At 73.1% G+C, this 26,477-nt stretch carries 23 protein-coding genes; 7 read left to right on the top strand and 16 right to left on the bottom strand.

Annotated elements, in window-relative coordinates:
- The 8 genes from ACTWPW_RS20715 to ACTWPW_RS20680 all read right to left on the bottom strand — a co-directional run.
- Positions 1–5,731: amino acid adenylation domain-containing protein (locus ACTWPW_RS20715; RefSeq protein WP_443169638.1), on the bottom strand; the 5,731-nt coding region annotated here is incomplete at its 3' end.
- A 21-nt stretch (positions 5,732–5,752) separates the two neighbouring features.
- Complete coding sequence (locus ACTWPW_RS20710; protein WP_443169637.1) at positions 5,753–7,264, bottom strand: tryptophan halogenase family protein; 1,512 nt, start codon at positions 7,262–7,264, stop codon at positions 5,753–5,755.
- Positions 7,261–7,800: a flavin reductase family protein gene (locus tag ACTWPW_RS20705; RefSeq protein ID WP_375114337.1), complete on the bottom strand. Its 540-nt coding sequence runs from the start codon at positions 7,798–7,800 to the stop codon at positions 7,261–7,263. The genes ACTWPW_RS20710 and ACTWPW_RS20705 overlap by 4 nt, the downstream gene beginning before the upstream one ends.
- Positions 7,797–9,104: a cation:proton antiporter gene (locus ACTWPW_RS20700; protein WP_443169636.1), complete on the bottom strand. Its 1,308-nt coding sequence runs from the start codon at positions 9,102–9,104 to the stop codon at positions 7,797–7,799. The genes ACTWPW_RS20705 and ACTWPW_RS20700 overlap by 4 nt, the downstream gene beginning before the upstream one ends.
- Positions 9,101–10,414 (bottom strand): glutamate synthase-related protein, encoded by a 1,314-nt coding sequence (locus ACTWPW_RS20695; RefSeq protein ID WP_443169635.1) that lies wholly within the window; start codon positions 10,412–10,414, stop codon positions 9,101–9,103. Before ACTWPW_RS20695 ends, ACTWPW_RS20700 begins: the two co-directional genes overlap by 4 nt.
- Positions 10,411–11,403, bottom strand: coding sequence for an asparagine synthetase A (locus ACTWPW_RS20690; protein WP_375114340.1), 993 nt, complete (start codon positions 11,401–11,403; stop codon positions 10,411–10,413). The genes ACTWPW_RS20695 and ACTWPW_RS20690 overlap by 4 nt, the downstream gene beginning before the upstream one ends.
- A complete protein-coding gene (locus tag ACTWPW_RS20685; protein WP_443169639.1) occupies positions 11,400–12,674 on the bottom strand; it encodes a methylaspartate mutase in 1,275 nt (424 codons plus the stop codon). The genes ACTWPW_RS20690 and ACTWPW_RS20685 overlap by 4 nt, the downstream gene beginning before the upstream one ends.
- Before the next feature lie 25 nt (positions 12,675–12,699).
- Complete coding sequence (locus ACTWPW_RS20680) at positions 12,700–13,161, bottom strand: cobalamin B12-binding domain-containing protein (RefSeq protein ID WP_375114342.1); 462 nt, start codon at positions 13,159–13,161, stop codon at positions 12,700–12,702.
- A 159-nt stretch (positions 13,162–13,320) separates the two neighbouring features.
- Here ACTWPW_RS20680 and ACTWPW_RS20675 point away from each other — a divergent pair, with 159 nt between their 5' ends.
- Entirely contained in the window at positions 13,321–14,616 is a 1,296-nt protein-coding gene (locus ACTWPW_RS20675; RefSeq protein WP_443169634.1) for an MFS transporter, read from the top strand.
- Positions 14,617–14,673: 57 nt separating this feature from the next.
- Here ACTWPW_RS20675 and ACTWPW_RS20670 read toward each other — a convergent pair whose 3' ends face one another.
- Both ACTWPW_RS20670 and ACTWPW_RS20665 read right to left on the bottom strand, forming a co-directional pair.
- Positions 14,674–15,534, bottom strand: coding sequence for a siderophore-interacting protein (locus ACTWPW_RS20670; protein ID WP_443169633.1), 861 nt, complete (start codon positions 15,532–15,534; stop codon positions 14,674–14,676).
- A gap of 94 nt (positions 15,535–15,628) precedes the next feature.
- Positions 15,629–16,291 (bottom strand): TetR/AcrR family transcriptional regulator, encoded by a 663-nt coding sequence (locus ACTWPW_RS20665; protein WP_443169632.1) that lies wholly within the window; start codon positions 16,289–16,291, stop codon positions 15,629–15,631.
- A gap of 145 nt (positions 16,292–16,436) precedes the next feature.
- Between ACTWPW_RS20665 and ACTWPW_RS20660 the strand changes: the two genes are divergently transcribed.
- Positions 16,437–18,110 carry an FAD-binding dehydrogenase gene (locus ACTWPW_RS20660; protein WP_375114346.1) on the top strand — a complete coding sequence of 558 codons (1,674 nt, stop codon included), beginning with the start codon at positions 16,437–16,439 and terminating at the stop codon, positions 18,108–18,110.
- Between the two features lie 248 nt (positions 18,111–18,358).
- Here the strand turns inward: ACTWPW_RS20660 and ACTWPW_RS20655 are convergent, their stop codons facing one another.
- Positions 18,359–18,856 carry a MarR family winged helix-turn-helix transcriptional regulator gene (locus tag ACTWPW_RS20655; RefSeq protein ID WP_375114347.1) on the bottom strand — a complete coding sequence of 166 codons (498 nt, stop codon included), beginning with the start codon at positions 18,854–18,856 and terminating at the stop codon, positions 18,359–18,361.
- 104 nt (positions 18,857–18,960) lie between these two features.
- Between ACTWPW_RS20655 and ACTWPW_RS20650 the strand changes: the two genes are divergently transcribed.
- Entirely contained in the window at positions 18,961–20,472 is a 1,512-nt protein-coding gene (locus ACTWPW_RS20650; RefSeq protein ID WP_443169631.1) for an FAD-binding oxidoreductase, read from the top strand.
- A 25-nt stretch (positions 20,473–20,497) separates the two neighbouring features.
- Here the strand turns inward: ACTWPW_RS20650 and ACTWPW_RS20645 are convergent, their stop codons facing one another.
- Positions 20,498–21,007, bottom strand: coding sequence for a MarR family winged helix-turn-helix transcriptional regulator (locus tag ACTWPW_RS20645; RefSeq protein WP_443169630.1), 510 nt, complete (start codon positions 21,005–21,007; stop codon positions 20,498–20,500).
- Between the two features lie 80 nt (positions 21,008–21,087).
- Between ACTWPW_RS20645 and ACTWPW_RS20640 the strand changes: the two genes are divergently transcribed.
- Positions 21,088–21,924: an aldo/keto reductase gene (locus ACTWPW_RS20640; RefSeq protein ID WP_443169629.1), complete on the top strand. Its 837-nt coding sequence runs from the start codon at positions 21,088–21,090 to the stop codon at positions 21,922–21,924.
- Between the two features lie 241 nt (positions 21,925–22,165).
- On the opposite strand, the gene ACTWPW_RS20635 is transcribed toward ACTWPW_RS20640, so the two are convergent.
- From ACTWPW_RS20635 to ACTWPW_RS20620, 4 genes are read right to left on the bottom strand one after another with little or no spacing between them, the layout of a single operon-like run.
- Positions 22,166–22,573, bottom strand: coding sequence for a VOC family protein (locus ACTWPW_RS20635; RefSeq protein ID WP_375114350.1), 408 nt, complete (start codon positions 22,571–22,573; stop codon positions 22,166–22,168).
- Entirely contained in the window at positions 22,570–23,418 is an 849-nt protein-coding gene (locus ACTWPW_RS20630; RefSeq protein WP_443169628.1) for an arsenate reductase/protein-tyrosine-phosphatase family protein, read from the bottom strand. Before ACTWPW_RS20630 ends, ACTWPW_RS20635 begins: the two co-directional genes overlap by 4 nt.
- A gap of 43 nt (positions 23,419–23,461) precedes the next feature.
- On the bottom strand, positions 23,462–23,884 hold the full coding sequence (locus ACTWPW_RS20625) for a hypothetical protein (protein WP_375114352.1): 423 nt from the start codon (positions 23,882–23,884) through the stop codon (positions 23,462–23,464).
- A gap of 9 nt (positions 23,885–23,893) precedes the next feature.
- Positions 23,894–24,718: an AraC family transcriptional regulator gene (locus ACTWPW_RS20620; RefSeq protein WP_443169627.1), complete on the bottom strand. Its 825-nt coding sequence runs from the start codon at positions 24,716–24,718 to the stop codon at positions 23,894–23,896.
- On the opposite strand from ACTWPW_RS20620, the gene ACTWPW_RS20615 reads away from it, so the two are divergent.
- The 3 genes from ACTWPW_RS20615 (at position 24,717) to ACTWPW_RS20605 (ending at position 26,459) form a co-directional block, all read left to right on the top strand.
- On the top strand, positions 24,717–25,256 hold the full coding sequence (locus ACTWPW_RS20615) for a TIGR03086 family metal-binding protein (RefSeq protein ID WP_443169626.1): 540 nt from the start codon (positions 24,717–24,719) through the stop codon (positions 25,254–25,256). The genes ACTWPW_RS20620 and ACTWPW_RS20615 overlap by 2 nt on opposite strands.
- Positions 25,257–25,382: 126 nt before the next feature.
- On the top strand, positions 25,383–26,048 hold the full coding sequence (locus ACTWPW_RS20610) for a DUF998 domain-containing protein (protein ID WP_443169625.1): 666 nt from the start codon (positions 25,383–25,385) through the stop codon (positions 26,046–26,048).
- Positions 26,049–26,084: 36 nt separating this feature from the next.
- Positions 26,085–26,459 (top strand): YciI family protein, encoded by a 375-nt coding sequence (locus tag ACTWPW_RS20605; RefSeq protein ID WP_375114356.1) that lies wholly within the window; start codon positions 26,085–26,087, stop codon positions 26,457–26,459.
- The last annotated feature ends 18 nt before the right edge of the window (positions 26,460–26,477 follow it).

Genomic DNA, 26,477 nt, shown 5'->3' with positions numbered 1-26,477 from the left:
CGCGCAACTTGACCTGATCGTCCACCCGCCCGACGAACTCCAGCACACCACCCGCCCGCCACCGCACCACATCACCGGTCCGGTACATCCGCGACCCCCCGAACGGACACGCCACGAACCGCTCCCCCGTCAACCCGGGACGCCCCGCATACCCCCGCGCCAGACCCGCACCACCCAGATACAGCTCACCCGCCACCCCCACCGGCACCGGCCGCAGGAAGTCGTCGAGCACGTAGACGCTCTTGCCGATCAGCGGGGTGCCGATGGGCACGGGGTTCGGCGCGCGGCCGGGCTCGCACTCCCACATGGTCGCGCCGATCGTGGCCTCGGTCGGACCGTAGCCGTTGAACAGCCGGCGGCCCACCGACCACGTGGCCGCGAGCGCGGGTGAGCACGCCTCACCGCTCACCGTCACCGCGAGACCGGCGGGCAGCCCGTTGGGCGGCAGGTCCGCCACGACGGCGGGCGGGATCGCGACATGGGTGATCCCGTGCTCGGCGGCGAAGTCGACCAGGTCCTGGCCGAGCGGCCGCTCGCCGGCGGGGACGACCAGCGTCCCGCCCGAGAGCACGGCGCCGAACAGGTCCCACAACGCCGCGTCGAAGCTGGTGGAGACGAGCTGGAGGACGCGGCTGCCGGGTCCCACCGCCTGGCGGTGCCGCTGGGCGGCGACGATGTCGCCCACGCCGGCGTGCGCCACCACCACGCCCTTGGGACGGCCGCTGGAGCCGGAGGTGTAGACGACGTAGGCGGCGTTGCCGGGCAGGACCGCCCGGCCGGGCCCGGTCACGGGCCCGGTCACGGGCCCGGAGAGCGGGCCGGAGAGCGGGCCGGAGAGCGGGCCCGGGAGCGCGTCGTCCAGCAGCAGCCGGGGCGGGCCGTCCGCCGGCAGCCCGGTGGCCCATTCGGCGGTGCTCAGCACGAGCGCGGGGGCGGCGTCGCCGATCATGTACCGGATGCGCTCGGCCGGGTAACCGGGATCGATCGGCACGAACGCGGCGCCCGCCTTGAGCACCGCCAGGATCGAGATGACCCACAGGTCGCAGCTGGGCATGGCGAGCGCGACCCGGTCCTCCAGGCCCACGCCGCGCTCGACGAGGCGGTGGGCGAGCCGGTTGGCCTCCGCGTCCAGTTCGGCGTACGTGAGGGTGCGCGGGCCGTAGGAGAGGGCGGGGGCGTCCGGGGTGCTGCGCGCCTGGCGTTCGAACAGCTCGTGAACACCGGTGCGCGGGCCGGCGTCCGGGGTGACGTTCCAGTCGTGCAGGATCTGGCGGCGCTCGTCCGGGGTGAGCGGCTCGGGGCCGCTGATGGGGCTGTCGGGGTCGGCCGTCATGGCGTCGAGCAGGCTCACCAGGCGGCCGGCGAAGGCGCGCACGGTGTCGCGGTCGAACAGGTCGGTGGCGTACTCGATCATGCCGTCGATCCCGGCCGGCCCGCCGCCGGCGTCGTGCCGCTCGGTCAGCGCGACGGTGAGGTCGAACTTGGCCGCGTGGAAGCCGACGGGCTCCTCCGCGACCGTGACCCCGGCCAGGTCGAGGTCGTGCGCGGTGGCGTTGTTGAGCGCCAGCATGGTCTGGAAGAGCGGGTGGTGGCCGCCGCGAGCCGGGTTGAGCGCCTCGACCAGCCGCTCGAACGGCAGGTCCTGATGCTCGTACGCGGCCAGGTCCGCCGCCCGCACCCGCCCGATCAGCTCACGGAACGTCGGATCCCCCGACGTGTCCGCCCGCAACACCAGCGTGTTCACGAAGAACCCCACCAGATCGTCCAGCGCGTCATCCAACCGACCCGCCACCGGCGTCCCGATCGGAATGTCACCCCCGGCACCCAGACGGGTCAGCAACGCCGCCAACGCCGACTGCACCACCATGAACAACGTCGCGTGCGAATCCCGGGCCAGCCCCGCCAGCCGCGCGTGCAGCTCGGCCGGGATCGTCAGCTCCAGGTGCTCACCCCGCTGGCTGCCCCGCTGCGGACGCGGCCGGTCGGCGGGCAACGCCAGCCGGTCGGGCAGACCGGCCAGCGCCTCCGACCAGAACGCCAGCTGCCCCGCCAGCACGCTGCCCGGATCGTCCTCCTCCCCCAGCAGCTCCCGCTGCCACAAGGCATAGTCGGCGTACTGGACCGGCAGGGACGACCAGGCCGGGGCGAGCCCCTGGGCGCGTGCCGCGTACGCCACCGACAGGTCACGGCAGAGCACCCCCGTGGACCAGCCGTCGGCGGCGATGTGGTGCACGACGAGCAGCAGCACGTGCTCCTCCGGCGCCACCCTGAAGATCCAGCCGCGGACGGGCAGGTCGGCGGCCAGGTCGAAGGTCCGGCCCACGGCCTCCTCGATCCGCCCGGCCAGCTCCCCCGGGCCGCACTCGACCAGCTCGACGACCGGCCCGGCCGCGACCACCCGCTGGTAGGGCACGCCCCCGGCCTCGGGGAAGATCGTGCGCAGGCTCTCGTGCCGCTCCACCACGTCGCCGATCGCGCCGATCAGCACCTGCGCGTCCAGCGCCCCCCGCAGCCGGAGGGACATCGGCACGTTGTAGGTGGCGCTCTGCCCCTCCCACTCGCCCAGGAACCACAACCTGCGCTGCGCGAAGGACAGCGGCACCCGGTCGGGCCGGTCCCTGGCCAGCAGGCGCAGGTTGGCGCCGCGGTCACCGCCGGCCAGCGCGGCGAGGCCCGCCACGGTCGGCGACGCGAACAGCTCGGGCACGGTCAGCTCGGTGCTCAGCGTGGAGCGGATCCGCGAGATCAGCCGGATGGCCAGCAGGGAGTGCCCGCCCAGGTCGAAGAAGCTGTCGTCGATGCTCACCCGGCCGACGCCGAGCACCTCGGCGAACAGCCCGCAGAGGATCTCCTCACGGGGATCGCGCGGGCCGCGCCCGCCCGTGGTGCCCCCGAAGGACGGCGCGGGCAGCGCCCGGCGGTCGAGCTTGCCGTTGGGCGTCAACGGCAGCGCGGCCATCGGCACGAACGCCGCCGGCACCATGTAGTCGGGAAGAGCACCCGCCAGGGCGGCCCGTACGGTGCCCGGCCCGGCGTCGCCCACCAGGTAGGCGACCAGCCGCCGGCCTCCGGTGGCGTCCGCGACGGCCTGGACGGCGGCGTCGGTCACGCCGGGCACCTCGCGCAGCGCCGACTCCACCTCGCCGGGCTCGACGCGGAAGCCGCGCACCTTCACCTGTTCGTCGGCCCGGCCGAGGAACTCCAGCGTCCCGTCGGGGCGCCAGCGTACGAGGTCTCCCGTCCGGTACATGCGCGACCCCGCCGGGCCGTGCGGGTCGGCCACGAACCGGTCCGCGCTCAGACCGGGACGGCCCGCGTAGCCGCGGGCCAGGCCGCCGCCCGACACGTACAGCTCGCCCACCACGCCGACCGGGACCACCCGCAGCCCGCGGTCGAGCACCCGGACGCCCTTGCCGGCCAGCGGCACGCCGACCGGGATCGAGGGCCGGTCGCAGTCGGCCTCGGCGATCCGGTGGCAGGTGGTGAACCCCATGCTCTCCACCGGCCCGTAGCCGTTGAGCACGACCAGGCCCGGGAAGCGCCGCAGGGCGCGGCGCACGTGGGAGACGGAGGCGACGTCACCCGCGGTCATCGCCACCCGCAGCCCGGCGAAGACCTCCGGCCGCTCGTCGAGCAGCGCGTTGAACAGGCCCGCCGACAGTTGCAGCACGGTCACGCCGTGCCGGGCGGTCAGCTCGGCGATCTCGGCCGGGTCGGCCCGCCGCCCGCTCGGCAGCACGCACGTCCCGCCGTGCAGCAGGGCGCCGAAGACCTCCAGCGCGAACGCGTCCCACGACACCGGCGAGGACTGCAGCCACACGTGCCCGGGACCGAAGTCCAGGTAATCCTGGCCGAGGAAGGTCGAGGTCAGCGCCCGGTGCGGCGCGACGACGCCCTTGGGCCGGCCGGTCGAGCCCGACGTGAACATGACGCACGCGACGTCGTCGGCCCGTACGGGGACCCCCGGCTCGCGGGGGCCGTCCCCGTGGGCGGGGTCGTCCGTGATCACGATGTGGGGGTGCGCCCCGGTCAGCCCCTCGGCGAGCGCCTCCGTCGTCACCACGGCTGCCGCGCCCACCTCCCCGAGCACCAGCGTGTGCCGCTCGGCGGGGAAGGCGGGGTCGAGCAGGGTGTAACCGGCCCCGGCCTTCAGCACGCCGAGCAGCGCCGCGACCAGACCGGCGCCCCGCTCCAGGTGCACGCCCACCACGGCCCCCCGGCGGACCCCGGCCGCCACCAGCTCGCGCGCCACCCGGCCCGCCCGGCCGTCCAGCTCGGCGTAACTGACGCGCCGATCGCCGCAGATCAGCGCGACGGCGCCGGGAGTGGCCCGGGCCTGCCGCTCGAACAGCGTGTGCACGCCCTCCTCGACCTCGGAAGGCCCGCCGGCGCCCGCGCCGAGCGCACGCATGCGCCCGCGCTCGGCCGAGCCCAGCAGCTCGACGTCGCCGACCGGCCGATCGACCGGCGAGGCCAGCAGCGATCGCAGGAACGTCAGGAAGGTACGCTCCCCCGCTGCGAAGTCCCCGGCGTCCCAGGCGACCGGGTTGGCGTCCACGTAGACGCGCAGCCCGTCGCCGGTGCCCCGGCTGTCCACCACGACCTGGACGTCCTCGACCCGCCCGCTCATGAAGTGGCGCAGCTCGGTCTCCCGGTCGCCGAACCGCACCACCTGCTCGAACCGCATGATGTTCATCAGCGCGCCGAAGAACATCGTCTGCCCGCCGGGCAGCGACAGGTCCCTGCGCATCTCCTCCACGCGGTAGCGCTGGTGCGCCAGCACGCCGTCGACCTCCGCGGCCACGCGCGTGACGAGCTCCCGTACCGTCAGGTCGGAGTGCACGGCCACCCGGAACGGCACGACCTTGGACATCATGGACGGCACGTTCAGCGCCCTGGCGGTGGCGCGCCCGGTCAGGGGGAGGCTCATCACCACGTCCTCGGTGCCCGTGACGCGGTGCAGGAAGGCCGCCATGATCCCGACGAACAGCCGCGTCCACTTGACGCCCAGCTCGGCGGCCAGCCCGCGCACCCGGTCGATCTCCTCCTGGGTCAGGTGGTGGGTGCCGCGCAGGACCTTGGTCGTGCCCTCGGCCGACGGGCGGCCGAGGGCGACCGGCGCCGGGCTTCCCGACAGCCGCTCGCGCCAGAAGTCGCGGTCGCGGTCGATCTCGGGCGAGGCCAGATAGTCCTGCTCCTCCTCCAGCAGCTCGGCCAGCCGGCCGAAGGTCGCCTCGGGCACCGCCTGGCCGCGTTCGAGGGCCGTGTACACCTCTGCCACCCGCCGCACGAACATGGCGTGCCCGAAGCCGTCCATGATCAGGTGGTGCATCCGCCAGTACCAGAAGTACCGGTCCTCGTCGATCTTGCACAGCGCCTCGCCGAAGAGCACGTCGCGGCCGATGTCGACGGGCCTGGCGACGTCGGCCCGCATCCACGCCACCGCCGCGGCGGCCGGGTCGGGCCGGTCGGTGAGGTCGACGTACGAGAAGGGCAGCCCGCGGTCGGGCTCGACCACCTGGTACGGCTCGCCGTCGGCGTCCACGGCGAAGCGCATGTTCAGGGTGTCGGTCTCGCGCACCGCGCGGCGCAACGCCGCCTCGAACAGCGGCACCTCGATACTTCCGCGAATCTCGAGGTATTCGCCCCAGTTCATGAGCTCGTTCGGGGAGCCCAGCTGACCGGCGAACCAGATTCCCCATTGCGCGGTCGACAACGGCAGTCGCGACATCTCGTACTCCATCTGCTCTGATCAGTGGTTCAGCCGGCTGAGGTAGGCGTAACAGCTCGGTAGTTCCTCGATGAGCTGCTCGATCTTGCGGGGGATGCCGTCCAGGGCGGCCAGGGCCGGTCCCGGGTCCGCGTGCGCCAGGGCGGGCAGGGCCGCGACCGGCTGGGCGCCCAGGCCGATCAGCATGACCCGCCACGAGTACGGCTCGAAGCCGTGGAAGTGCGGGTGGATGCTCGCGGCGTCCGGCAGCATCGACCGCCAGCTCTCCAGCCGCCGTTCGAGGCCGGGTGGCAGGGCGCGGGTCTTGGCCGCCTTCCAGTACGGCGTGTCGTCGCGGGCGGCGGCCCGGTAGTGCAGCACGAGGAACTCCCGCACGCCGTCCATGACGCCGGCCACCCGGGCGTTGTAGGCGTCGGCGAGCGCCGGGTCCCACGTCTCGCCGGGGAAGCAGGCGACGAGCTGTTCCACGCCGTGCTGGATGAAGAAGATCCCGGTGGACTCCAGCGGCTCGACGAACCCGCTCGACAGGCCGATGGCCACGCAGTTGCGCACCCAGGACCGGCGGTTGCGGCCGATCCGCATCCTGATGTGGTTGGCCTCCAGCTCCGGCATCCCGGGCGCGGCGAACGCGCGCAGGGTCGCCTCGGCCTCCTCTGGCGAGCAGAACCGGTCGGAGTAGACGTAGCCGGTGCCGACCCGGCCGTACAGCGGGATCGTCCAGATCCAGCCCGCGTCCATGGCCGTGGCCGTGGTGTACGGGTCGATCCCGTGCGCGGCCATGTCACGCGGGACGCGAAGCGCGACCGCGCGGTTGTTCGGCAGGACGTCCTCGAAGGACTGGAACTCCTCGCCGAGCACCTGGTTGATCAGCAGCCCGCGGAAGCCGGTGCAGTCGACGAACAGGTCGCCGTGGATCTCGCCGTGCCCGGCGGTGACCAGGTGGCTGATCCAGCCGCGCTCGTCCTGCCTGACCTCCGTCACGTCGTCCAGCACGTGCCGGACGCCGCGGGCGGTGCCGAGCCGGGTCAGGTATTTCGCCAGCAGCGCGGCGTCGAAGTGGTAGGCGTACGGGAACTGCGTGCCGTGTTCGAGGGTGCCGGTGAGCAGCGAGCCGTCGAGGCGGCGCGGCGAGCGCTGCGCCTCGCAGACCGCCGGGATGACCAGGCAGCGCCGGTCGAACTCGGCCACCTTGCCGTCCAGGTGGAGCCACCAGTCGGCCAGGTCGAAGCCGCCGAAGGAGGGCAGCCGTTCGAAGGGGTGGTAGAAGTGGGTGCCGGGCTCGCGCCAGTTCTCGAACTTGATGGCCAGCTTGTAGCTGGCCGAGCAGCCGGGCATCCACTCGTGTTCCTCGACCCCGATGTGGGCGAAGAAGTGGCGGATGGTGCTGAAGGTCGCCTCTCCCACGCCTATGGTGGGCACGCGGGCGGACTCGACGACCGTCACCGACACCGAGTCGCCGAACGCCTTGTTGAGGTAGGTGGCGGTCATCCAGCCGGCCGTGCCACCGCCGACGATGACGACGTTGCGGATCATTGCGGTCCTCCGGAACCTGAGGGGGCTGGGGGCTGGTCGGGCCACGACGCGTACCGGCGCCTCCCGTAGAGCAGGGGTGCCGTCTCCGACGTGCGGGTGACGTGCTGGACCTGGCCGGCGACCACGATGTGGTCGCCGATCGACATGCTGCGGGCGAGCTCGCAGTCGGCGATCATGTGTGCGGACGGGCGCAGATGGGGCCCGCCGCAGCCGGCCGGGAGGCTCCAGCCCACCCGGCCGAACCGGTCGGGGGCGCCGGACGCGAACAGCTCGGCCGTCGCGCGGGCGTCGCGGTGCAGCAGGTTGACGGCGAACGTACGCGCGCTCAGCAGCGCGGCCAGCGTCGGGCTGCCGTCGCGCAGGCACACGAGGAGGGTCGGCGGCACCAGCGTGACGCTGCACAGGGAGGTGCAGGTCATGCCCCACGGCCGGCCCTGCGGCTCCAGGGTGGTGACGACGGCCACGCCGGTCGGGAACTCGGTCATGAACGGCCGCATGTCGACGACGTCCGTGCCGTTGCCGGGTGTGTGCTTCACGGGCGTCCCGCGCCTTTCGAAGTCATGGGGTGAGCGGCGGGGATCCGTTCGACGAGGGACAGCAGCGGGCCGGTCGCCGCCGTCGTCACCACCGCCATCACGAGGAATGCCAGGTAGAGAGCGGGGGGCAGCAGCCCGGCGGCGTACCCGGCCTGCAGGAAGACGATCTCGGTGAGGCCGCGGGCGTTCATCAGGACACCGACCCGCAGGCCCGTACGCCGGGAGTGGCCGGCGCCGACCGCGCCGAGGTAGCCGCCGCCGATCTTGCCGATCATCGCGACCACGGTGGTCACCACGATCACGTCCCAGCCGACGTTCGCCGCGTCCGGCCCGGCGAACAGCCCGACCCCGGTGACCACGAAGAACGCGGGCACCAGCCGCAGCCCGAGGGCCCCGATCCGGTCGGCCGGCCGCCCCCGCACCGGAGCACCGTCCGCGGCGGCCGGCCGGTCACCCGCGTGGGGGCGGGTGGCGTGGTCGGACGGGACGGCCAGACCGACGAGGAGCGGGCCGAGGAACTCGGTCAGCCCCCACCGCCCGGCCGCCTCCATGGCGCCCACCGCGATCAGGCCGGTCAGCACGGCGGCGGCCCGGGGACGCTCGGCCCACAGCGCGCCGGCCCGCCCCCGCTCCAGCAGCCGCCTGACCCCCAGCGCCACCGCCAGGCCGCCGCAGGACACCGTGACGGAGAGCAGCACGCCGCCGAGCCCCGCGGCCGACAACCCGATCACCACCGACAGCAGCAGCCACGCGACCGCGTCGATCAGCACCGCCGACCCGAGCGCGAGCGTGCCGGCGGTGTCGCCGGCCAGCCCGCGCGCCGCCATGATCCGGGCCAGCACGGGAACGGCCGTCACCGCGAGCGAGATCGCGATCATCGCCACGAGCGCGGGCTCCGACCCTCCGGTGCCGACCAGCACCGGCCCTCCTGTGCCGGCCAGCTCCGGCCGTCCGGTGCCGATCAGCCAGAGGGCCAGCGCCACCCCGCCCGCGAGCGGCAGGGCCAGGGAGCCCGCCGCCACCTTGCCGAGCTCTCCGAGCCTGATCCCGGCCAGGCCGCGACGCAGCTCGACGGCCATGCCGACGAGGAAGAGCGCCAGCCCGGCCTTGCCGACGGCACGCACCACCTCGATCAGCCCGTCGGAGAAGAACCCGGTCCCGGCGATCCGCATGACGACGTACCCGAGCAGCAGGCCCGCGCAGATCTCGCCGATCACCTCCGGCTGCCGCAGCAGCCGCGCGGCGGCCCGCCCGGCGTACACGGCCCCGAGGATCACGGCGAGCTGCACCAGTACGGTGATCACGACTCTCCCTCCGGGAACCAGACGTCCTCCGCGCCAAGGCGGCCCGGCGCGTACTTGCCGAGCGCGCTGACCAGCATCCGCAGCTCCAGGGCCAGACATTCGACCAGGTTGACCAGGCCGTGCTCCGGCTCCTCGTCGGCGGCCAGCAGCGCCGCGCGGCCGAGCCCGACCGCGGTCGCGCCCAGCGCGAGGCACTTCACCGCCCTGGCGCCCTCCCAGATCCGGCCGGACACCAGCAGGCAGGCGGGCGGGGGGCCGATCCGCCGCAGGCACTCGGCGAGCGGCAGGCCGACGTGCTGGAGGAAGGAGAGCGGCGCCCAGCCGGTGCCGCCCTCGCCGCCGTCCACCGTGACCGAGTCCGCGCCCGCCGACCAGGCGGTGAACGCGGCCGCCCGTACGTCACGGACCGGCGGGAGCTTCACCCACACCCGGGCGCGCGGGTAGTTGTTGCGCATGAGGTGCACCTGGCGGCGCAGGATCTCCTCGGTGAACGTGCCGGGGCTACCGCTCCTGAGCGACGCCACATCCCGGCCCACCGCACCGCCCCCGCCGCCCCCGCCGCCCCCGGCATCCACGGCGTCCACGGCATCCACGGCGTCCGCGCTCTCCGCGCCCGCGACGGCATCAAGCAGATAGCGGCCGGCCAGCCGGGCGGCCTCCGCGGCGTCCAGCACGGTCATGCCGCCGAGGCCCGGCTTGGCCCCCTGCCCGGCCTTCAGCTCGAACGCCAGCCGCCCGGAGGCGAGCAGCTCCCCCACGACGGGGTCGCTGTAGACGAGGTTCCACACCTCGGAGTCGGCGTCCTCGGTGCTCTGCTGGACGACGATCCCGCCGTGCTCGCCGTTCAGCTCCGCCAGGTAGGTCTTGATCCGCAGCAGCAGCCCGGCGGCGCCGCCCGTGTCGCGATACCCGCTCGTCGAGGCCACGTTCTCCCCGATGACCAGCGGCACGCCGAGCCGCGCGGCCTGCCTGATCACCGACAGGCCGGGACCGGTGCCGGCCACCTCGGTCGATCCCAGCGCGGAGACGTACACCGGCGACCGCGCCGGAATGCCACCGATCACCGTCGTCAGGTCCACGTCGGCGTAGGTCGGCTCGCGGCCGAGCTCGATGAGCTTGTCCAGGCGCTGCGGCGTGAAGATCGGCGGTGCCAGGCGGGCCCGGTCCAGGACGTCGTCACCGTCGGGGGGAAGCGCGCCGAAGACGGCGCTCCCGTACTCCGCCAGGGCCGGGAACGCGCCGGCCGGACCGGTCCTGGCCCGGGCCCTGATCGGCCCGGCGGGGAAGCCCGGGGCGGTCAGCCTGGTCACGGGGACACCACCCCGGCCAGCTTCGGGAACGGGGTGACCTGCCAGATCTCGTCCAGCCCGGCGACGTACCTGGTGAGCCGCTCCAGCCCGAGGCCGAATCCGGCGCTCGGCCGGAGGCCCTGCCTGGCCAGCTCCAGGTACCAGGCGTACTTGGCCGGGTTCTCCCCGGTCTCGCGCATGCGGGTGACCAGCCGGGCGTACTCGGACTCGCGCTCGCTGCCGCTGGACAGCTCGCCGTACCCCTCGGGGGCGATCAGGTCGAAGTTGCGCAGCACGCCGTCAGACGTACGGCTCTCACGGTCGTAGAACCCCCGCGAGCCCTTGGGATAGTCGGTGACGAAGAACGGGCAGGTGGCCTTGCCCGACAGCACCCGCTCTCCCGACCAGGCGATCTCGGCCCCGTCGTCCTGCGGGTGTCCCGCGCGCCGGATCTCGGCCACCGCCTCGGCGTGCGTCTTCCGGCCGAAGGGCTGGTCGAGCAGCTCGGCGAAGGCGCCGATGTCGCGGCCGAGCGCCTCCAGTTCCTCGGCCAGGTTGCCGACCACCGCCGCCACGGCGCGTACGACCAGCCCCTGTAGGAGGGCCATCGCCTCCTCGCGCGACGCGTCGGCCATCTCGACGTCGATCTGGTGGAACTCGACCAGATGCCGCCCGGTCGAGGCGGTCTCCGGCGGTTCGAGCCGGATGTTGGGCGCGACGCAGAAGATCCGGTCGAACGTCAGCAACGCGGCCTGCTTGTACAGGATCGCGCTGGACATCAGCTTGAAGCGGGTGCCGTAGTAGTCGATGTCCACCTGCTTGGCGCCGCGCACGCCCGGATCGGTCACCGGGCCGATGACGGGCGCCCGCACCTCGACGAATCCGCGGCGGGCGAGGTGGCCGCGCACGGCGCGGAGGATCTCCTGCTGCACGAGCAGGGCGGTGCGGGTGGTCGGGGCCATCAGGTGGTCGCGCAGCGGCCCGGGTGGCCGGTGCTCGTCACCGATCATGTGCTCACCTCCATCGGGCTGGAGCCGTGCGCTTCCACCGGCTCGCCGTCGTATTTCCTGCGCACCCGGCTCAGGCACTCGAGCAGGTCCGCGGCTGCGAAGGGCCGTCCCGCGGCGCGGCGGGGCTCGGCGACCGGCAACCGGCCGGTGTCCCGCCAGCGCAGCCGGCCGTCGCGGTCGAGGTAGCTGGTGGCCCGCCCGGCGTTGTCCGGATGCGGGCAGTAGGGGATGTCGAGGTAGCCGCGGCCGAAGGCGTCCTCCATGGCCCTGCCGACGTCATCGTCCAGATCGAGGACCGCCTCGACGATGGCCCGCGCCTCCGCCAGCACCTCGCCCCCGGCCGCCCGCTCGGCGGCGCGACCGGACCGCTCCTCGGTCGCGGTCGCGGTGGCGGCGGTGGCGGCGGCGTGCCGGAGCGCGGCGACGTTCTCCGCGATGGTCGGGATGCGCGCCGACTCGGCCACCGTCTTCACGATCAGCCGAGCGGCCCCACCGCGTACGGCGAGCCGGGCGGCATCGCCGAGCAACGCCTCGGCACCACCGCGGGTCCGGGGATAGAGCCCCATGTACGCGTACAGCACGATGTGCCACTCCACATCGGGAAGGAAGCGGGCGGCGAGGTGACGCAGGGCGCCCAGAGCCTCCTCGTCCTGGTCCTGGCTGGCCTGCTGGGCGTAGCTCAGGGAGATGCTGCGCAGGCCGTGCCGCCGGAAGAACAGCGCCTCCAGCAGGCTGATCGCGACGAGCAGCCCCGGCGGGCAGAGCTGCCCGAGCATGCACCCCCCGAAGGTCTCCAGGTGCGGCTCCACCCCGGTCCCGCGCGTCTCGGCGAGCATCCAGCAGCAGCGCTCCCAGCTCTGCCGGCTCTGGCGCAGCGGCGTACGGCTGTAGGGCAGGCAGTACGACACCGGCCCGCCCTCCGTCGCGGTCAGCCCGAGCTCGCACAGCCGATGGAAGAGCCGGTCCGGCGTGGGTGAGCCGTGCCGCACCTGCACGGGGAAGCTCTCGTCGCGGATCCCGTCGAGCAGGGCCAGCGTCGTGGCGGCGCCGTGGGCCACGATGGGATAGCCGTTGAGCTCCGTACCGGCCGCCAGGGCGCGCCGTGCGCCGTCGTGGTCGCCCAGCCTGGTGTAGCTGTCCAGCGTGATGGTGCCGGCCGTGGCCGGCGCGGCCGCCTTCGTCGCGGCCAGCCCGCGCCGCATGCGCGCGGCCCGGCCGAACCCCATTCTCGGCTGCACCACAAGACGGCCCGACGCGCGAATGTCCGCCACAAATTGCCCGAACGCAGTCAATTCCTCACCTTTGTCGAGACCTGGTTTTCAGAACGGAATCAACGAACGAGCCGAACAGCACCAGATCGAGCTCGTCATCACCGAATACGGCGGTGAAACCGGCATCGAGCAACGTCTGGACGCCTTCCGAACGCCACGAGCCCGCGACGCCGAGCTTGCCCCCGATGACCATGGGAATGCCCCGCAGAGACTCCTCGGCGCGGAGCAGCCGGACCGCCCGCGCCCCGTCGTTCACGCCGTGTCCGTTGACGGTGCTCACCACGACGAGATCGGGGGCGATGCGTACGGCCTCGCGCAACAGGAGGTCGTCCGGTGTGCAGCAGCCGAGATTGAGGACGTCGTGACCCAGCTCCTGGAGGAGCAGGTGCATGTAGACCAAATTCCAGACATGCGAATCCGACGACGTCCCCGTCAGCAGAACATTAAGCCTGAATCCGTTGATGGGAGCCTCCACCAGTAATTCCATGAAGTAATGCGAAAGGCTACTTGTGACCGTCAGGCGAAATAGGCAGTTGCCTGAGGCAGAATGCAGGCAGTTGCCGGTCGAGGCGGGATCGGTCCGCATACCTCACGCCAGAATGAGGCGTCAGATCACCAAGTCCGGGCAACCCATGGGACGAGGTTCATGGAAACCGACCGCGTAAAGACCGCCATCTCCCCCGACTACGGCAGGTACTTCGCGCTCCTGTGGTTCGGGCAGGCCACCAGCAAGCTGGGCAGCGCCGTGACCACCATCGTGATGCCCCTGATCGCGATCAGCGTGCTGGGGTCCAGCACCTTCATGATCACCGTGCTGGAGGCGTCCGTCTGGCTGCCCTGGCTGATCATCGGGCTGCCCGCCGGAGCGTGGGTCGACCGCATGCGCCGGCGCGGGACCATGATCATCTGCGATCTCGTCTCGGCGCTCGCGCTGGCCAGCGTGCCGCTCGCCGCCTGGGCGGGCGTGCTCACGATGGCTCATATGGTCGGCGTCGCCCTGGTCATCGGCACCACGGCGGTCTTCTTCTCCACGGCCGCCCAGGCGTTCCTGCCCGCCCTGCTGCCCAAGGACCGGCTGCCCGGCGCGAACGCCAAGCTGCAGGGGACCGACGCCGGCGCGCTCATCCTGGGCCCGGCCGTCGGCGGTGCCGTCGCCCAGCTCGCAGGGGCGGTGAGCGGCCTGCTCATCGACGCGTTCAGCTTCGTCGTCTCCGCGCTGTGCCTGCGCTCGATCCGGGTGCCGGAGACCCACCTGGAGCAGCGCGCGGAGCGCACGACCACCCTGCGCCAGGACATCGCCGCCGGCCTGCGGTTCCTCTGGCGCGACCCGTACCTGCGCGTCTTCACGATCCACGCGGGCACCGGCAACCTGGCCGCCGCGGCACTCCAGGCGACCCTGATCGTGTTCATGATCCGCGAGGTGGGGTTGTCTCAGGGGCTGGTGGGCGTGGTCGTCGGCGCGGTGAGCGTGGGCGGCGTCATCGGCGCGCTCATCGTGACCGCCCTGGCCCAGCGCATCGGCACCGCCAGGACCATTCTGATCGCCGAGCTGGGCGTCACGCCGCTGGCCCTGCTCATCCCGCTGACCACCGACGGGTGGGGGCTGGTCTTCCTCCTGGTCGGCGGTCTCACCGTGAGCGTCGCCATCGTGGCCAGCAACGTGCTCATCGGGACCTTCACGCAGTCGTACACACCCGGGCACCTCATGGGCAGGGTCGGGGCCAGCCAGCACTTCGTCAACTTCAGCACCCTGCCGATCGGCGCGGTGATGGGCGGCGCCGTCGCCGAGTTCGCCGGCCTGCGCGCCACCATGTGGATCGTCACGTCGATGGCGGTGCTGAGCAGCTTCATCCTGCTCGCCGGCCCCTTGCGCAAGAACAGGTTCCTCCCGACCGAGCCGCCGATCGAGCCGCCGATCGAGCCGCCGGCCGAGACGCCGTGACGACAGGCGCGGCGTGCCCGCCCGCCGCCGGAGGAGAGCGGCCGGGCGGGCACCGGCTCAGCGCGTGGCCCGGTCGCCCAGGACCTTCGCCTCTTCCTCCTCGATCTGCTGGTTCCACTCCGGCTTCGAGGACTGCCAGCCGTCCTCGTCACGGCCGAGCCGCCAGTAGCCGGAGATCGACAGCTGCTCCAGCGGCACGCCCCGCTCCACCCGCAGATGGCGCCGCAGCTCCTTGACGAACGTGGCCTCGCCGTGGACGAAGGCGTGCACCGTACCGTCGAGGAACTTCGCCTCCCGCACCGCCCGCACCAGCGCCTCGCCCACCTGCCCGCCGTCGCGGTGCAGCCACACGATCTCGGCGTCGCAGGCCGTCGGCAGCCCCTGCTCCTCCGCGGCGTCCGCCACCTCGACGAAGACCTTGGCGTGCGCCCCGGCCGGGACCCGCTCCAGCGCCGCGCCGATGGCCGGCAGCGCGCTCTCGTCACCGGCGAGCAGGTGCCAGTCCGCCTCGGCGCTGGGCGCGTACGCCCCGCCCGGGCCCAGGAAGCGCAGCACGTCGCCCGGTTTGGCCTGCGTCGCCCAGGGTCCCGCGAGGCCCTGATCGCCGTGGTGGACGAAGTCGATGGCCAGCTCCCCGGTCTGCGGGTCCCAGGAGCGGACGGTGTAGGTCCGCATCACCGGCCACTGCTCGCGGGGCAGCTCGGCCCGGATCACGCCCATGTCGAACGGCTCCGGATAGGTCACCCCGGGCACCGGGAACAGCAGCTTCACGTAGTGGTCGGTGAACTCGCCCGCGCTGAACCCGGCCAGCCCCTCACCGCCGAGCACCACCCGGATCATGTGCGGCGTCAGCTGCTCGGTGCGCAGCACCACGCCGGTGGTGCACTTGGGCGCACGCCGTGCCGTTTCGGTCGCCATGGGGGCTCCCTCCCTTGCGTTAATTAGGCAAGGCTAACTTAACCAGAGAGGCGCCCCGTCGTCGCGTCGTCGCGTCCGACGCTGGACGGCGAGGCTATTCACGCGGGCGGGTCAGCAGGGCGGTGAGGAGGCGGGTCAGCCAGGCGCGGGCGGCGGGCAGGTCCCCGTCGAGCAGGAGCTGGACGGTGACGCCGTCGTACGCGGCGACCACGGCACGGGCCGCTCCGGGCACGTCGCCGATGGCCGGGGGCAGGGCGAGCCAGGCGCGGGCGGCGTGCAGCCGCTGTTCGACGGCCGTGCGCAGGCGGTCGCGGTGGGCGGCGAGCCGGTCGGCGACGGCCGGGTCGCGGGCGGCGTACAGCAGGAAGTCGGTCTTGACCAGCAGCCAGTCGCGGTCCAGCAGCAGCGTCGCGGCGACGCGCTCGATGACCGCCTGGATCGGCGGTCCGGCGGCCTCCTCCACCGCCCCCTCGACGGACAGGGCGGCGGTGACCTGGTCGGCGATGAGGTCGGCGCGCTCGTCGTAGAGGGCGAAGAACAGCTCGTCGAGGCTGTCGAAGTTGGAGTAGAACGCGCCCCGGGTGTAGCCGGCGGCCTCGCACACGTCCTCGATGCGCACCCGTCCGAACCCCTTGGCCGCGAACACCTCGAACGCCGCCGCGAGCAGCCGGGCCCGGGTGCGGCCGCGCCGCTTGGTGACGCGGGGCGCGGCGCCGTCCGGCCGGCGCCGCTGCCGGGCCGGGGTGGGAGAGCTCACGGACACACGCTAGCCCCATTTACATACACGCACGTATCCGATACACAGATGTATCCGATACGGTGGGCGCCACCCGGGCGGCCACCGGCACCTGTATGTCCCCCGGGCCGTCCGGCGGCCTCCGGCAGTGAGGAGCACCCCCGCCATGGACGCGGACGTCATCGTCGTCGGCGCCGGCCTGGCCGGCCTGGTCGCCACCCATGAACTGACCGCCGCGGGCCGGAAGGTCGCCCTCGTCGACCAGGAGAACGCCGCCAACCTCGGCGGGCAGGCGTTCTGGTCCTTCGGCGGCCTGTTCCTGGTCGACACGCCAGAGCAGCGCCGCCTGCGGGTCAAGGACTCCTTCGAGCTGGCGTGGAGCGACTGGCTGGGCAGCGCCCAGTTCGACCGCCTGGACGACGAGGACTCCTGGGCGGTCAGGTGGGCGCGCGCCTACGTGGAGTTCGCCGCCGGGGAGAAGCGCTCGTGGCTGGCCGGGCACGGCCTCACGTTCCTGCCGACCGTCGGGTGGGCCGAGCGCGGCAGCCTGCGCGCCGACGGGCACGGCAACTCCGTGCCCCGCTTCCACATCGCCTGGGGCACCGGGACGGGCGTGGTGGAGCCGTTCGTCCGCTCCGCGCACCGGGCCGCCGCCGCCGGGCTGGTGCGCTTCTACCACCGGCACCAGGTGGACGAGCTGGTCACGACCGGCGGCACGGTCAGCGGGGTGCGCGGCACGGTGCTGGCCGACGACGACTCCCCTCGCGGGGTCGCCTCCACGCGCGAGCAGGTGGGCGAGTTCGAGCTGAGCGCCCAGGCGGTGATCGTCACGACCGGCGGCATCGGCGCCGACCACGACCTGGTCCGCCGGTACTGGCCCGAGCGGCTCGGCCGGCCGCCCGCGCACATGGTCACCGGCGTCCCGGCGTACGTCGACGGCCGGATGCTCGACATCGCCGCCGGCGCCGGGGTCAGGCTGGTCAACCGCGACCGGATGTGGCACTACACCGAGGGCCTGCACAACTGGGACCCCGTCTGGCCGGGGCACGGCATCCGCATCCTGCCGGGCCCGTCGTCGTTGTGGTTCGACGCCCTGGGCCGGCGGCTGCCCGAGCCCTGCCTGCCCGGCTACGACACCCTCGGCACGTTGCGGCACCTGCGCACCACCCCCGACATCGCCGAACACGACCATTCCTGGTTCATCCTCAGCCAGCAGATCATCAAGAAGGAGTTCGCGCTGTCGGGCTCGGAGCAGAACCCCGACATCACGAGCAAGGACCGCAAGGCGTTCCTGCGCGCCCGCCTCCTCGGCAAGGGCGCGCCCGCCCCGGTCGAGGCGTTCAAGCGGCACGGCGCCGACTTCGTCGTGGCCGACACACTGGAGGAGCTGGTGGCCGCGATGAACGGGCTCACCGACAAGCCCCTGCTCGACGCCGCGGTCATCCGCGCCCAGATCGAGGCCCGCGACCTGCAGATCACCAACCCCTACAGCAAGGACGTCCAGGTGCAGGGCATCCACAACGCCCGCCGCTACCTCGGCGACCGCCTCGGCCGGGCCGCCGCCCCGCACCGGATCCTCAACCCGGCGGCGGGGCCGCTGATCGGGGTGAAACTCCACATCCTCACCCGGAAGACGCTCGGCGGGATCCAGACCGACCTCGACTCCCGCGCCCTCGGCCTGGACGGGCAGCCGATCGACGGTCTCTACGCGGCCGGCGAGGTCGCCGGGTTCGGCGGCGGGGGCGTGCACGGCTACAACGCCCTGGAGGGATCGTTCCTGGGCGGCTGCCTGCTGTCCGGCCGCACCGCCGGCCGCGCGGCCGCCGACCGGACGGCCTGACACCCCCGTTCGGCGCGGCGCCGTCCGTCGCGACGGACCCACCATGGACGACCGGCGGATCCTCCGGCGCATCCACGCCCTCACCGGCGAGGAGCACCACCCGCGCCCAGCGGCAGGAGCCGCCTCGCCCCCATCGAGGGCTGCCTGCGATGACCGCCCGACGGGGGCGGCACGCGGAGGGGGACGTGCCGATCGCGGTGTTCGAGGAGCACCACCGGACGCCCCAGGTCCGTCGCTGAGGAGGGGCCTCAGGACGGCGACACGTCGAGCACCGACTCCACGGCGGCGCACGGATCGGTACGGGGACGCGCCTCGTGGATCGTCGCGGCCGCCCGCATCGTGATCTCGCGCAGGGCGGCCCGCTCGTCCGGCGTGAGGCCGCCGAGGATGCGCTCCTCCGCCGCCGCGACCCGGCTCTCCGCCTCGGCCAGCACCTGCCGGCCGTGATCGGTGGCGACGATCAGCCTGGCCCGCCGGTCCTGCGGGTCGGGCCGCCGCTCGATGAGGCCGACCTCGGCGAGGTCGTCGAGCAGGTAGACGAGCACGGTGCGGTCGATCACGAGCCGGTCCGCCAGGGCCCGCTGCCGCTGCGGCTCGCCGTGCGCGACGGCCGCCAGCACGTGATAGCCCCTGCTGCTTCCCGGCATGCCGCGCAGCACCTCGTCGACCTCCTCCTGCCAGGCGCGCAGCACCATGCCGAGCGACCAGCCCAGGTTGCCGGTGGAGAGCCTCTCAGTCGATGCCACGTGTCCAGCATACCGAGGAACAAGTTGTCCCGAAGATATGTTGCGGTGCATATAAGTTGTCATCCTGATGAGTTGCTAGGCAACCTAACTTGTGAGGACACCGCATGTCTGACCACGGTCACGAGCCCCTGCTCGGCACCTTCACGCGCGAGCGCGCCCGGTCCGGCGCCGGCACCGCGCTCACGCGCTCGGCCGTCGCGCTCGCCAGGCGGCACGACACCCTCGACTACGACGCGCTGCCGCCGTCGCTCGCGCGGAAGGCGATCGAGCCGGGCGACCGCGCCTACGACGACGTGCGCCACACCTACACCCGCACCGGCTCGCCGGCCCTGGTCATCCAGGCGGAGAACGCCGACGACGTCGCGGCGGCCCTCGCCTACGCGCGGGGCCAGCACGCCGAGATCGCGGTACGCAGCGGCGGGCACGGCATCAGCGGCCGCTCCACGAACAACGGCGGCGTGGTCATCGACCTGTCGAGGATGAACGCCGTCCAGGTGCTCGACCGGGCGGCCGGGCGGATCCGCGTCGAGCCGGGCGCCCGCTGGGGACACGTCGCGCGGGCGCTGGCGCCGTACGGGCTGGCGATGAGCTCCGGCGACTACGGAGACGTCGGCGTCGGCGGCCTGGCCACCGCCGGCGGGCTCGGCTACCTGGCCCGCAGGCACGGGCTCACGATCGACCACGTCACCGCGGCCGAGATCGTGGTCGCGGACGGGCGCAGGCTGCGCGTGGACGCCGAGCACCATGCTGACCTGTTCTGGGCGATCCGCGGGGCGGGCGGCAACTTCGGCGTCGTGACGGCGTTCGAGCTGGACGCGTACGAGCTCGGGGACGTCGCCTACGCGACGATCACCGTGGACGCCACCGGCACCGCGGGCTTCCTCGTGGAATGGGCCCGGCTGGTCGAGCGGGCCCCGCGCGAGATCACCAGCTTCCTGTCGCTGTTCCCCGCCCGCCGGGGAGCGCCGGTGACCGCCCGGATCACCCTCGTGTACGCGGGCGACGACGTCGAAGCGGCGCAGAGCGCCCTCAGCCCGTTCCTCGGCGCCGGCCCGGTCCTGCACCAGCAGGCGCAGCTCGTGCCCTACCACCTGATCGTCACCCCGCCGGAGAACCGCCACCAGGGCCACGGGCTGGAGAACACGCGCAGCGGCCTGCTCGAACACCTCACCCCGGAGGCCGCCGGCGTCATCGAGGAGATGATGCGGTCGGGCGACATCCCGATCGTGCAGTTCCGCTCCATGGGCGGCGCGGTGCACGACGTGCCGGCCGACGTCATGGCCTGGCCGCACCGCACGCAGCAGTTCTCCGTGCTCGCCGCGGCGACGCCGAGCCGCGTGCCCGCCCTGAACGCGAGCTGGGCGCGGCTCTACCCGCATCTGAACGGCATGTACCTGAGCTTCGAGACCGACACCCACCCCGACCGCCTGCTCGACGCCTTCCCTGAGCCCGTGCTGACCCGCCTGCGCGCGCTCAAGGCCGAATGGGACCCGGACGACGTCTTCAACCGCAACTTCAACATCACCCCCGCGGGTGCGGAGGAGACCCCCGCGGGTGCGGAGGAGACCGCCGCGGGGGCGGAAGAGGCCGCCGTGCCGGCGGGCGGTGGCCGGTGACGGCGATGCCCGGCCACCCGGCGGTCTACGCCTCCGGTCCGAAGATCTCGGGGTACGGCCCGGGCTTGCCCGGCGCGGGGTCCAGCCGGGCCCACAGCGCCCGCAGGATCTCCCGCAGCTGGCCCACCTGCTCGTCGGTGAGCGGGTCGAACAGGAGCTCGCGCACCTCCTCGACATGCGCGGGCGCGGCTTCCGCCAGGACGGCGGCGCCGGCGTCGGTCAGCTCGGCCAGGGTGATCCGCCGGTTGTCCGGATGCGGCGAGCGGCGCACCCAGCCGCGCTCCTCCAGCCGGGCCACCGCGTGCGACAGGCGGCTGAGCGAGGAGTAGACCAGCGTGGCCAGGTCGGTCATCGTCATGCGCCGCTCGGGGACGTCCGAGAGCGTCGCCAAGATCATGTAGTACGTGTACGGCATGCCCGCGTCGCGCTGGAGCTGCCGGTCGAGCGCGTCGCCGAGCAGCCGGGTCGTCCACAGGTACGCCCGCCACGTCCGCTGTTCGTCGTCATTGAGCCACCGTGTCTTCACACCCGGCATCCTAACTTGAACTCTCAACTGTGGCCGTGTAGCGTCCCGGTCGAACGCTCACTTGAGAGCTCAACTGTTAGGGAGACATCATGAGGATTGACGACATCGAGGTGGGCGACCTCGGTTTCGGCACGATGCGGCTGGCGTCCGACGGCACGATCTGGGAGCCGCCGGCCGATCGCGGGGCCGCCACGGCCGTCCTGCGGCGGGCGGTGGAGCTCGGGGTGCGGCTCATCGACACCTCCGACGCGTACGCCCTGGGCGCGGGCGAGGAGCTCGTCGCCGAGGCCCTGCGTCCGTACGCGGACGACGTGGTGATCGCGACCAAGGGCGGCGTGGCCCGGCCGAGCGCCGAGGAGTGGGTCCCCCTGGGCCGCCCCGAATACCTGCGCCAGCAGGCCGAGCTGAGCCTGCGCCGGCTCCGCCGCGACGTGATCGACCTGTACTACCTGCACCGCGTCGACCCCCAGGTCCCGCTCGCCGACCAGATCGGCGCCCTGGAGGGGTTGCGGCAGGAAGGCAAGATCCGCCACATCGGCCTGTCCGAGGTGACGGTCGACCAGCTCGAGCAGGCCCGCGAGATCGCCCCCGTCGCCGCCGTGCAGAACCTCTACAACCTCACCGACCGCACCCATGAGGAGGTGGTGGAGCACACCGGCAAGCACGAGATCGCGTTCGTCCCGTTCTTCCCGATCGCCGTGGGCGACCTCGGCGCCGTGGCGGGCCTGGCGGCCGAGATCGGGGCGACGCCGGCCCAGATCGCGCTGGCCTGGCTGCTGCGCCGCTCACCGAACATCATCCCCATCCCGGGGACGACCTCTGTGCGGCATCTGGAGGAGAACGTCGCGGCGCGGGATCTCCGGCTGACCGACGAGCAGTTCGCCCGCCTGGACCGCCTCGGCCGCCCGATCGACCAGCTCGCCTGACCTGCATGCTTCGGGGCGAGCTCGGCGTGACGACCGAGGAAAGGCGGTCGTGGTCCCGCGAGCAGGGCCGCAGGAGACGTCACTACCGCCCTCGCGCGGGACGGGACCCGGTCGCCGATCAGGCCCGCGCCGGTGCGGCGCTGGCTCGGTCAGGCCCGCGCCGGTGTGGTGGTGGCCCGGTCAGGCCGGGGCCGGTGCGGCGCTGGCCGGTCAGGCCCGCACCGGTGCTGCGGTGACCCGGTCAGGCCCGGGCCGGTGCGGGGGTGGCGCGGGCGTGGGCGGGCTGGAAGAGCTCGACGAGGTTGCCGGCCGGGTCGGTGAGCAGGATCTGGCGGCCGCCGGGGCCGGAGACCGCGTCACCGAGGAAGGACAGCCCGGCCTCGCGGAGCCGGTCGATCTCGGCGTCGAGGTCGTCGACGACGAGGTGGATGCGGTTGCGGCCGGCGGCGGTGCCCTCGGGGGTGGCCCGGGCGCCGGAGCTGGCCGGGCCGGACAGCAGGAGCCGCAGCGGCCCGCGTACCACGTCGGCGAAGGCGGGGGCGGCGTCGAGGCGCAGGGTGAAGCCGAGGTGGGTGGTGTAGAACGCGACGGCGGCGCCCACGTCGTCGACGAGGTAGCGGACGCTCGCGAACTGGTCGGGGGTGGTCATGGCTGGTCCTCCTGTGGTGTGAGTTGAGGGAGGAGGTAGTGGATGCGGGTGTCGATCTCCGCCGCCGTACGGGCGAAGGCGGGGGGCCCGGCGCCGCCCGGCGCGGCCGGGTCGGGGATGCTCCAGTGGACCCGCCGGGAGTGGTCGCCGAAGTCGGGGCAGACCTCGCGGACCCTGTCGCAGAGGCTGATCACGTAGTCGAACCGGCGGCCGGCCATGGTGTCCAGGTGCCGTGGGCGCTGACCCGCCAGGTCGATGCCGTAGCGCTCGCGCAGGACTCGTACGGCGTCGGGGTGCAGCCGCTGCCGGGGGTCGCTGCCCGCGCTGGTCACCTCGACACGGCCGCCGGCGCGGTGGCGCAGCAGGGCCTCGGCGATCGGCGACCGGGCGCTGTTGCCGGTGCAGGCGAACAGCACGGCGGTCCGCCGCGCCGAACCGGACCCGGACGGGGACGCCGGGCCGGACGCGAACAGGGACGCCGGGCCGGGCCCGGACGGGGAGGCCGGGTGGACCGGGGCGGGGCCGGACGGGGAGGCCGGGCCTGGGCCGAGGCGGAGCGCGGGGTGCAGAGCGGCACCCGTGGCGGCCAGCGCGTGGGCACAGCGCTCCAGGTCCAGGTGGTAGTAGCTGTCGCGGGCGTCGAAGCTGCTCCGCTGCGCGGTGACCAGCCCGCCGTCACGCAGCAGCCGCAGATGGTAGGAGACCAGGTTCTGCGGCTCGCCCACCAGGCTCACCAGCTCGCGGACCCGGTAGTCGCTCCCGGCCAGCTCGGTCAGCAGCCGCCACCGCAGCGGGTGGGCGGCCAGCCGGACGAAGGCCGGGGCGGCCTGAGGCGAGGGCACCACGTGCTCGACAATACATCAAATCCATTTGATGTACATGGCACGGTCAGCGCTCGTCGGCGGCCCGCGTCCCGACGATCGGCAGGTCGCGGCACGGCTCCAGGAACCTCTCCAGGTACCACCCCAGATCGACGAACTCCGGCAGGTGCGCGATGGTGCGGTAGTCCAGCAGGGGGAGCAGCGAGACCACCGTCCGCTCCTCGTGGAACAGCACGTTGGCGAAGGTCTCCCCGTCGGGCAGCCGGGCGGTCAGGCCCACCGACTGCCCGGCCTCGTAGCAGGCGCGCATGTCGCGCCTGGCCTCGGCCAGGGCGGCCGGCGGCACGATCTTCCAGTCGAAATCGGTCGAGTACCAGACGGCGTCCTCCTCGCGCAGGAACTCCCAGCCCGCCCGGGCGAGCCGGTCGAGGATGTCCTCGAAGTGGACGCCGTGCCGGAACTCCAGGTCGATCGAGACGTCGCGGCTCACGTCTGCTCCTCAGGCCGAGGCCAGGCGCTGGTAGGCGGCGGGCGGGAGGCCGACCGCGGCGGCGAAGTCGCGGGTGAGGTGGGCCTGGTCGGTGTAGCCGAGCTCCGCGGCCAGGTCGGCCGGGGCGAGGCCGTCGCGCACGCGTTCCGCCGCCTCGTGCAGGCGGAAGCGGCGGATGACCCATTTCGGGCCGATCCCGACGTACTCCTGGAACAGGCGCTGGAGGGAACGTACCGACGTGCCGGCCAGGGCGGCGAGCTGGTCGACCCTGGTGATGGTCTGGTCGGTCTCGGCCGCGGCGACCAGCGCGGCGGCCCGTTCGATGAGCGGGTCGATCGGCGGGTCGGTCGCGGGGCGCAGGTCGAGGAGGAAGCGCTCGATCAGGCGCATGGCCTCCTCGTCGGGCGACGCGAGGACCTCCCGCCACAGCGTGGCGCCCGCCGTGCCGTACATGTCGGGCAGCGAGACGAAGCGGCCGGTCAGCTTAGAGACCGGGCCACCCGCGAACGGGCGGAAGCCGCCGGGCCTGAACCGCAGCCCCACCACCCGGCCGCGCCCCTCCAGCGTGCAGGAGAACTCGCCGCGGATCACGCCCGCGACCCTGGCGTACCCCTCGGTGACGGTCAGGTTCACCGTGGGGTGGGAGATCAACCGCTGGGTGTACGGCTCCGCCAGGTCCCACGTGCTGATCCAGAAGTGCTCGGCGTACGGCGACAGCCCTTCCGCACACGAGTGCCGGCTGTGCCCGAAACCCGCGCGTGCGGGGTCGATCCAGCCGCGCTGTCGCGTTTCTACAAGACGCCGCGCGGCGCCCCCGGCAGGCTCCTCACCCATGCATGACATGATGACGCAGGCGGCCGGGCGCACGGGCGCGCTGGCGGCCGGAATGCGCGACGACCAGCTGGGCCTGCCCACGCCGTGCTCGGAGTTCGACGTCAGGGCGCTGATCAACCACCTGGAGTGGGTGGCGGACCTGTTCGCGTCGCTGGCGGGCAAGGGCCCGATGGTGCAGCAGCGCGAATACGCGGGCGACTTTCCCGAGCGGGCGCGGCGGATGCTGGCCGCGTGGGAGCCGCCGGAGGCGTGGGAGGGCGAGAGCCCGGCCATGGGGCTGCCGATGCGTACGGTGGCCACGATGGCGCTGTTCGACCTGGTCGTCCACGGCTGGGACCTGGCCAGGGCCACCGGCGCCCCCTTCGACGCCGAGCCGGAGACGGTCAAGGCGCTGCTGGGCTTCGCCGAGCACATGGCGCCGATGGGCCGGCAGCAGGGCATCTTCGCCGACCAGGTGACCGTCGGCCGGGACGCGACGGACCTCGACCGCCTGCTCGCCCTGACCGGCCGCGACCCGGAGTGGGCCCCGGGTCGGTGAGCCGACGGCGCCCTCCCAAAAAATCTTGAAGAGATTTCGTGGCGGGTGTCGAATCGGGGTCTTCCCGTTCGCAGCGTACGCAGAGGGCCGGAAAGAGCCGGCCCCGCGGACGCGAGGACGAGGACCATGACCCAGCAGCTCACCCACACCGCCACCGGCCCGATCTCCCCCGTGCGCCCGCTGCTGGGCCTCGGCGTCGTCGCCGGCCCGCTGTACGTCACGGTCGCCCTGGCACAGGCGCTCACCCGGGAGGGCTTCGACCTGACCCGCCACCCTTGGAGCTTCCTGGCCAACGGCGACCTGGGCTGGATCCAGACCGCCAACTTCGTGGTCACCGCCCTGGCGACCATCGCCTGCGCCGCCGGGCTGCGCCGCGCGCTGTCGCCGGGCCGGGGGGCGCGGTGGGCGCCCCGGCTGATCGGCGCGTTCGGCGTCAGCATGATCGGCGCCGCCATCTTCCCGGCCGACCCGGCGATGGGCTTCCCGGCCGGTACGCCGGAAGGGCCCGGCGTGATCACCATGTCCGGTGTCGGGCACATGGCCGTCGGCGGCGTCGGGTTCCTGTGCATGGTCGCGGCCTGCTACGTCATCGCCTCCCGGTTCGCCCGCGAGGGCCGCACGGGCTGGGCCGTCTACTCCCGCGTCACCGGCACGCTGTTCCTCGGCGCCTTCATGGGTATCGCCAGCGGGGGCGGCGTCGTCTGGTCCAACATCGCGTTCATCGCCGGGATCGTGGCGGTCTGGTGCTGGCTGTCGCTACTGTCGCTGAGCCTGTCCCGGACCGCCGCCTGACCTCGACCTTTCCACCACTCATCCAAGGAGGACATCATGCGCTACCTGGTCACCCTGAAAGTCTCCGCCCAGCCCGAAGGACCGCCGCCGGCGGACCTCATGGAGGCCATCTTCAAGCTCGGCCAGCAGGCCACCGAGGCCGGGGCGCTGCTCGACAACAGCGGCCTGGCGCCCAGCTCCGAAGGGGCCAGGGTCGAGGTGTCCGGCGGGCGGCTGACCGTCTCCGACGGGCCGTTCGCCGAGGCCAAGGAGCTGATCAGCTACGCACTCTACGAGGTCAGGACCAAGGAGGAGGCCGTGGAATGGACCTCCCGCTTCATCAGGCTGCACCTTGACCTCTGGCCCGGCTGGCAGGGCGAGGCGGACGTGCTGCGGCTGTTCGGGCCCGAGGACTTCGCCCCTCCCGCCTGATGCGCCACCTCCGGTCGC

It is taken from the genome of Nonomuraea sp. KM90 (genome assembly GCF_052246675.1).
Lineage (GTDB): Bacteria > Actinomycetota > Actinomycetes > Streptosporangiales > Streptosporangiaceae > Nonomuraea.
This window is presented reverse-complemented; position numbering and strand designations above follow the sequence as displayed.

Coding starts and splice junctions, on each gene's coding strand:
- ACTWPW_RS20680 (WP_375114342.1), bottom strand. CDS start 13,161: ATGGAATTACTGGTGGAGGCTCCCATCAACGGATTCAGGCTTAATGTT.
- ACTWPW_RS20660 (WP_375114346.1), top strand. CDS start 16,437: ATGGACGCGGACGTCATCGTCGTCGGCGCCGGCCTGGCCGGCCTGGTC.
- ACTWPW_RS20675 (WP_443169634.1), top strand. CDS start 13,321: ATGGAAACCGACCGCGTAAAGACCGCCATCTCCCCCGACTACGGCAGG.
- ACTWPW_RS20610 (WP_443169625.1), top strand. CDS start 25,383: ATGACCCAGCAGCTCACCCACACCGCCACCGGCCCGATCTCCCCCGTG.
- ACTWPW_RS20620 (WP_443169627.1), bottom strand. CDS start 24,718: ATGGGTGAGGAGCCTGCCGGGGGCGCCGCGCGGCGTCTTGTAGAAACG.
- ACTWPW_RS20650 (WP_443169631.1), top strand. CDS start 18,961: ATGTCTGACCACGGTCACGAGCCCCTGCTCGGCACCTTCACGCGCGAG.
- ACTWPW_RS20710 (WP_443169637.1), bottom strand. CDS start 7,264: ATGATCCGCAACGTCGTCATCGTCGGCGGTGGCACGGCCGGCTGGATG.
- ACTWPW_RS20645 (WP_443169630.1), bottom strand. CDS start 21,007: ATGCCGGGTGTGAAGACACGGTGGCTCAATGACGACGAACAGCGGACG.
- ACTWPW_RS20615 (WP_443169626.1), top strand. CDS start 24,717: ATGCATGACATGATGACGCAGGCGGCCGGGCGCACGGGCGCGCTGGCG.
- ACTWPW_RS20605 (WP_375114356.1), top strand. CDS start 26,085: ATGCGCTACCTGGTCACCCTGAAAGTCTCCGCCCAGCCCGAAGGACCG.
- ACTWPW_RS20640 (WP_443169629.1), top strand. CDS start 21,088: ATGAGGATTGACGACATCGAGGTGGGCGACCTCGGTTTCGGCACGATG.
- ACTWPW_RS20690 (WP_375114340.1), bottom strand. CDS start 11,403: ATGATCGGTGACGAGCACCGGCCACCCGGGCCGCTGCGCGACCACCTG.
- ACTWPW_RS20670 (WP_443169633.1), bottom strand. CDS start 15,534: ATGGCGACCGAAACGGCACGGCGTGCGCCCAAGTGCACCACCGGCGTG.
- ACTWPW_RS20635 (WP_375114350.1), bottom strand. CDS start 22,573: ATGACCACCCCCGACCAGTTCGCGAGCGTCCGCTACCTCGTCGACGAC.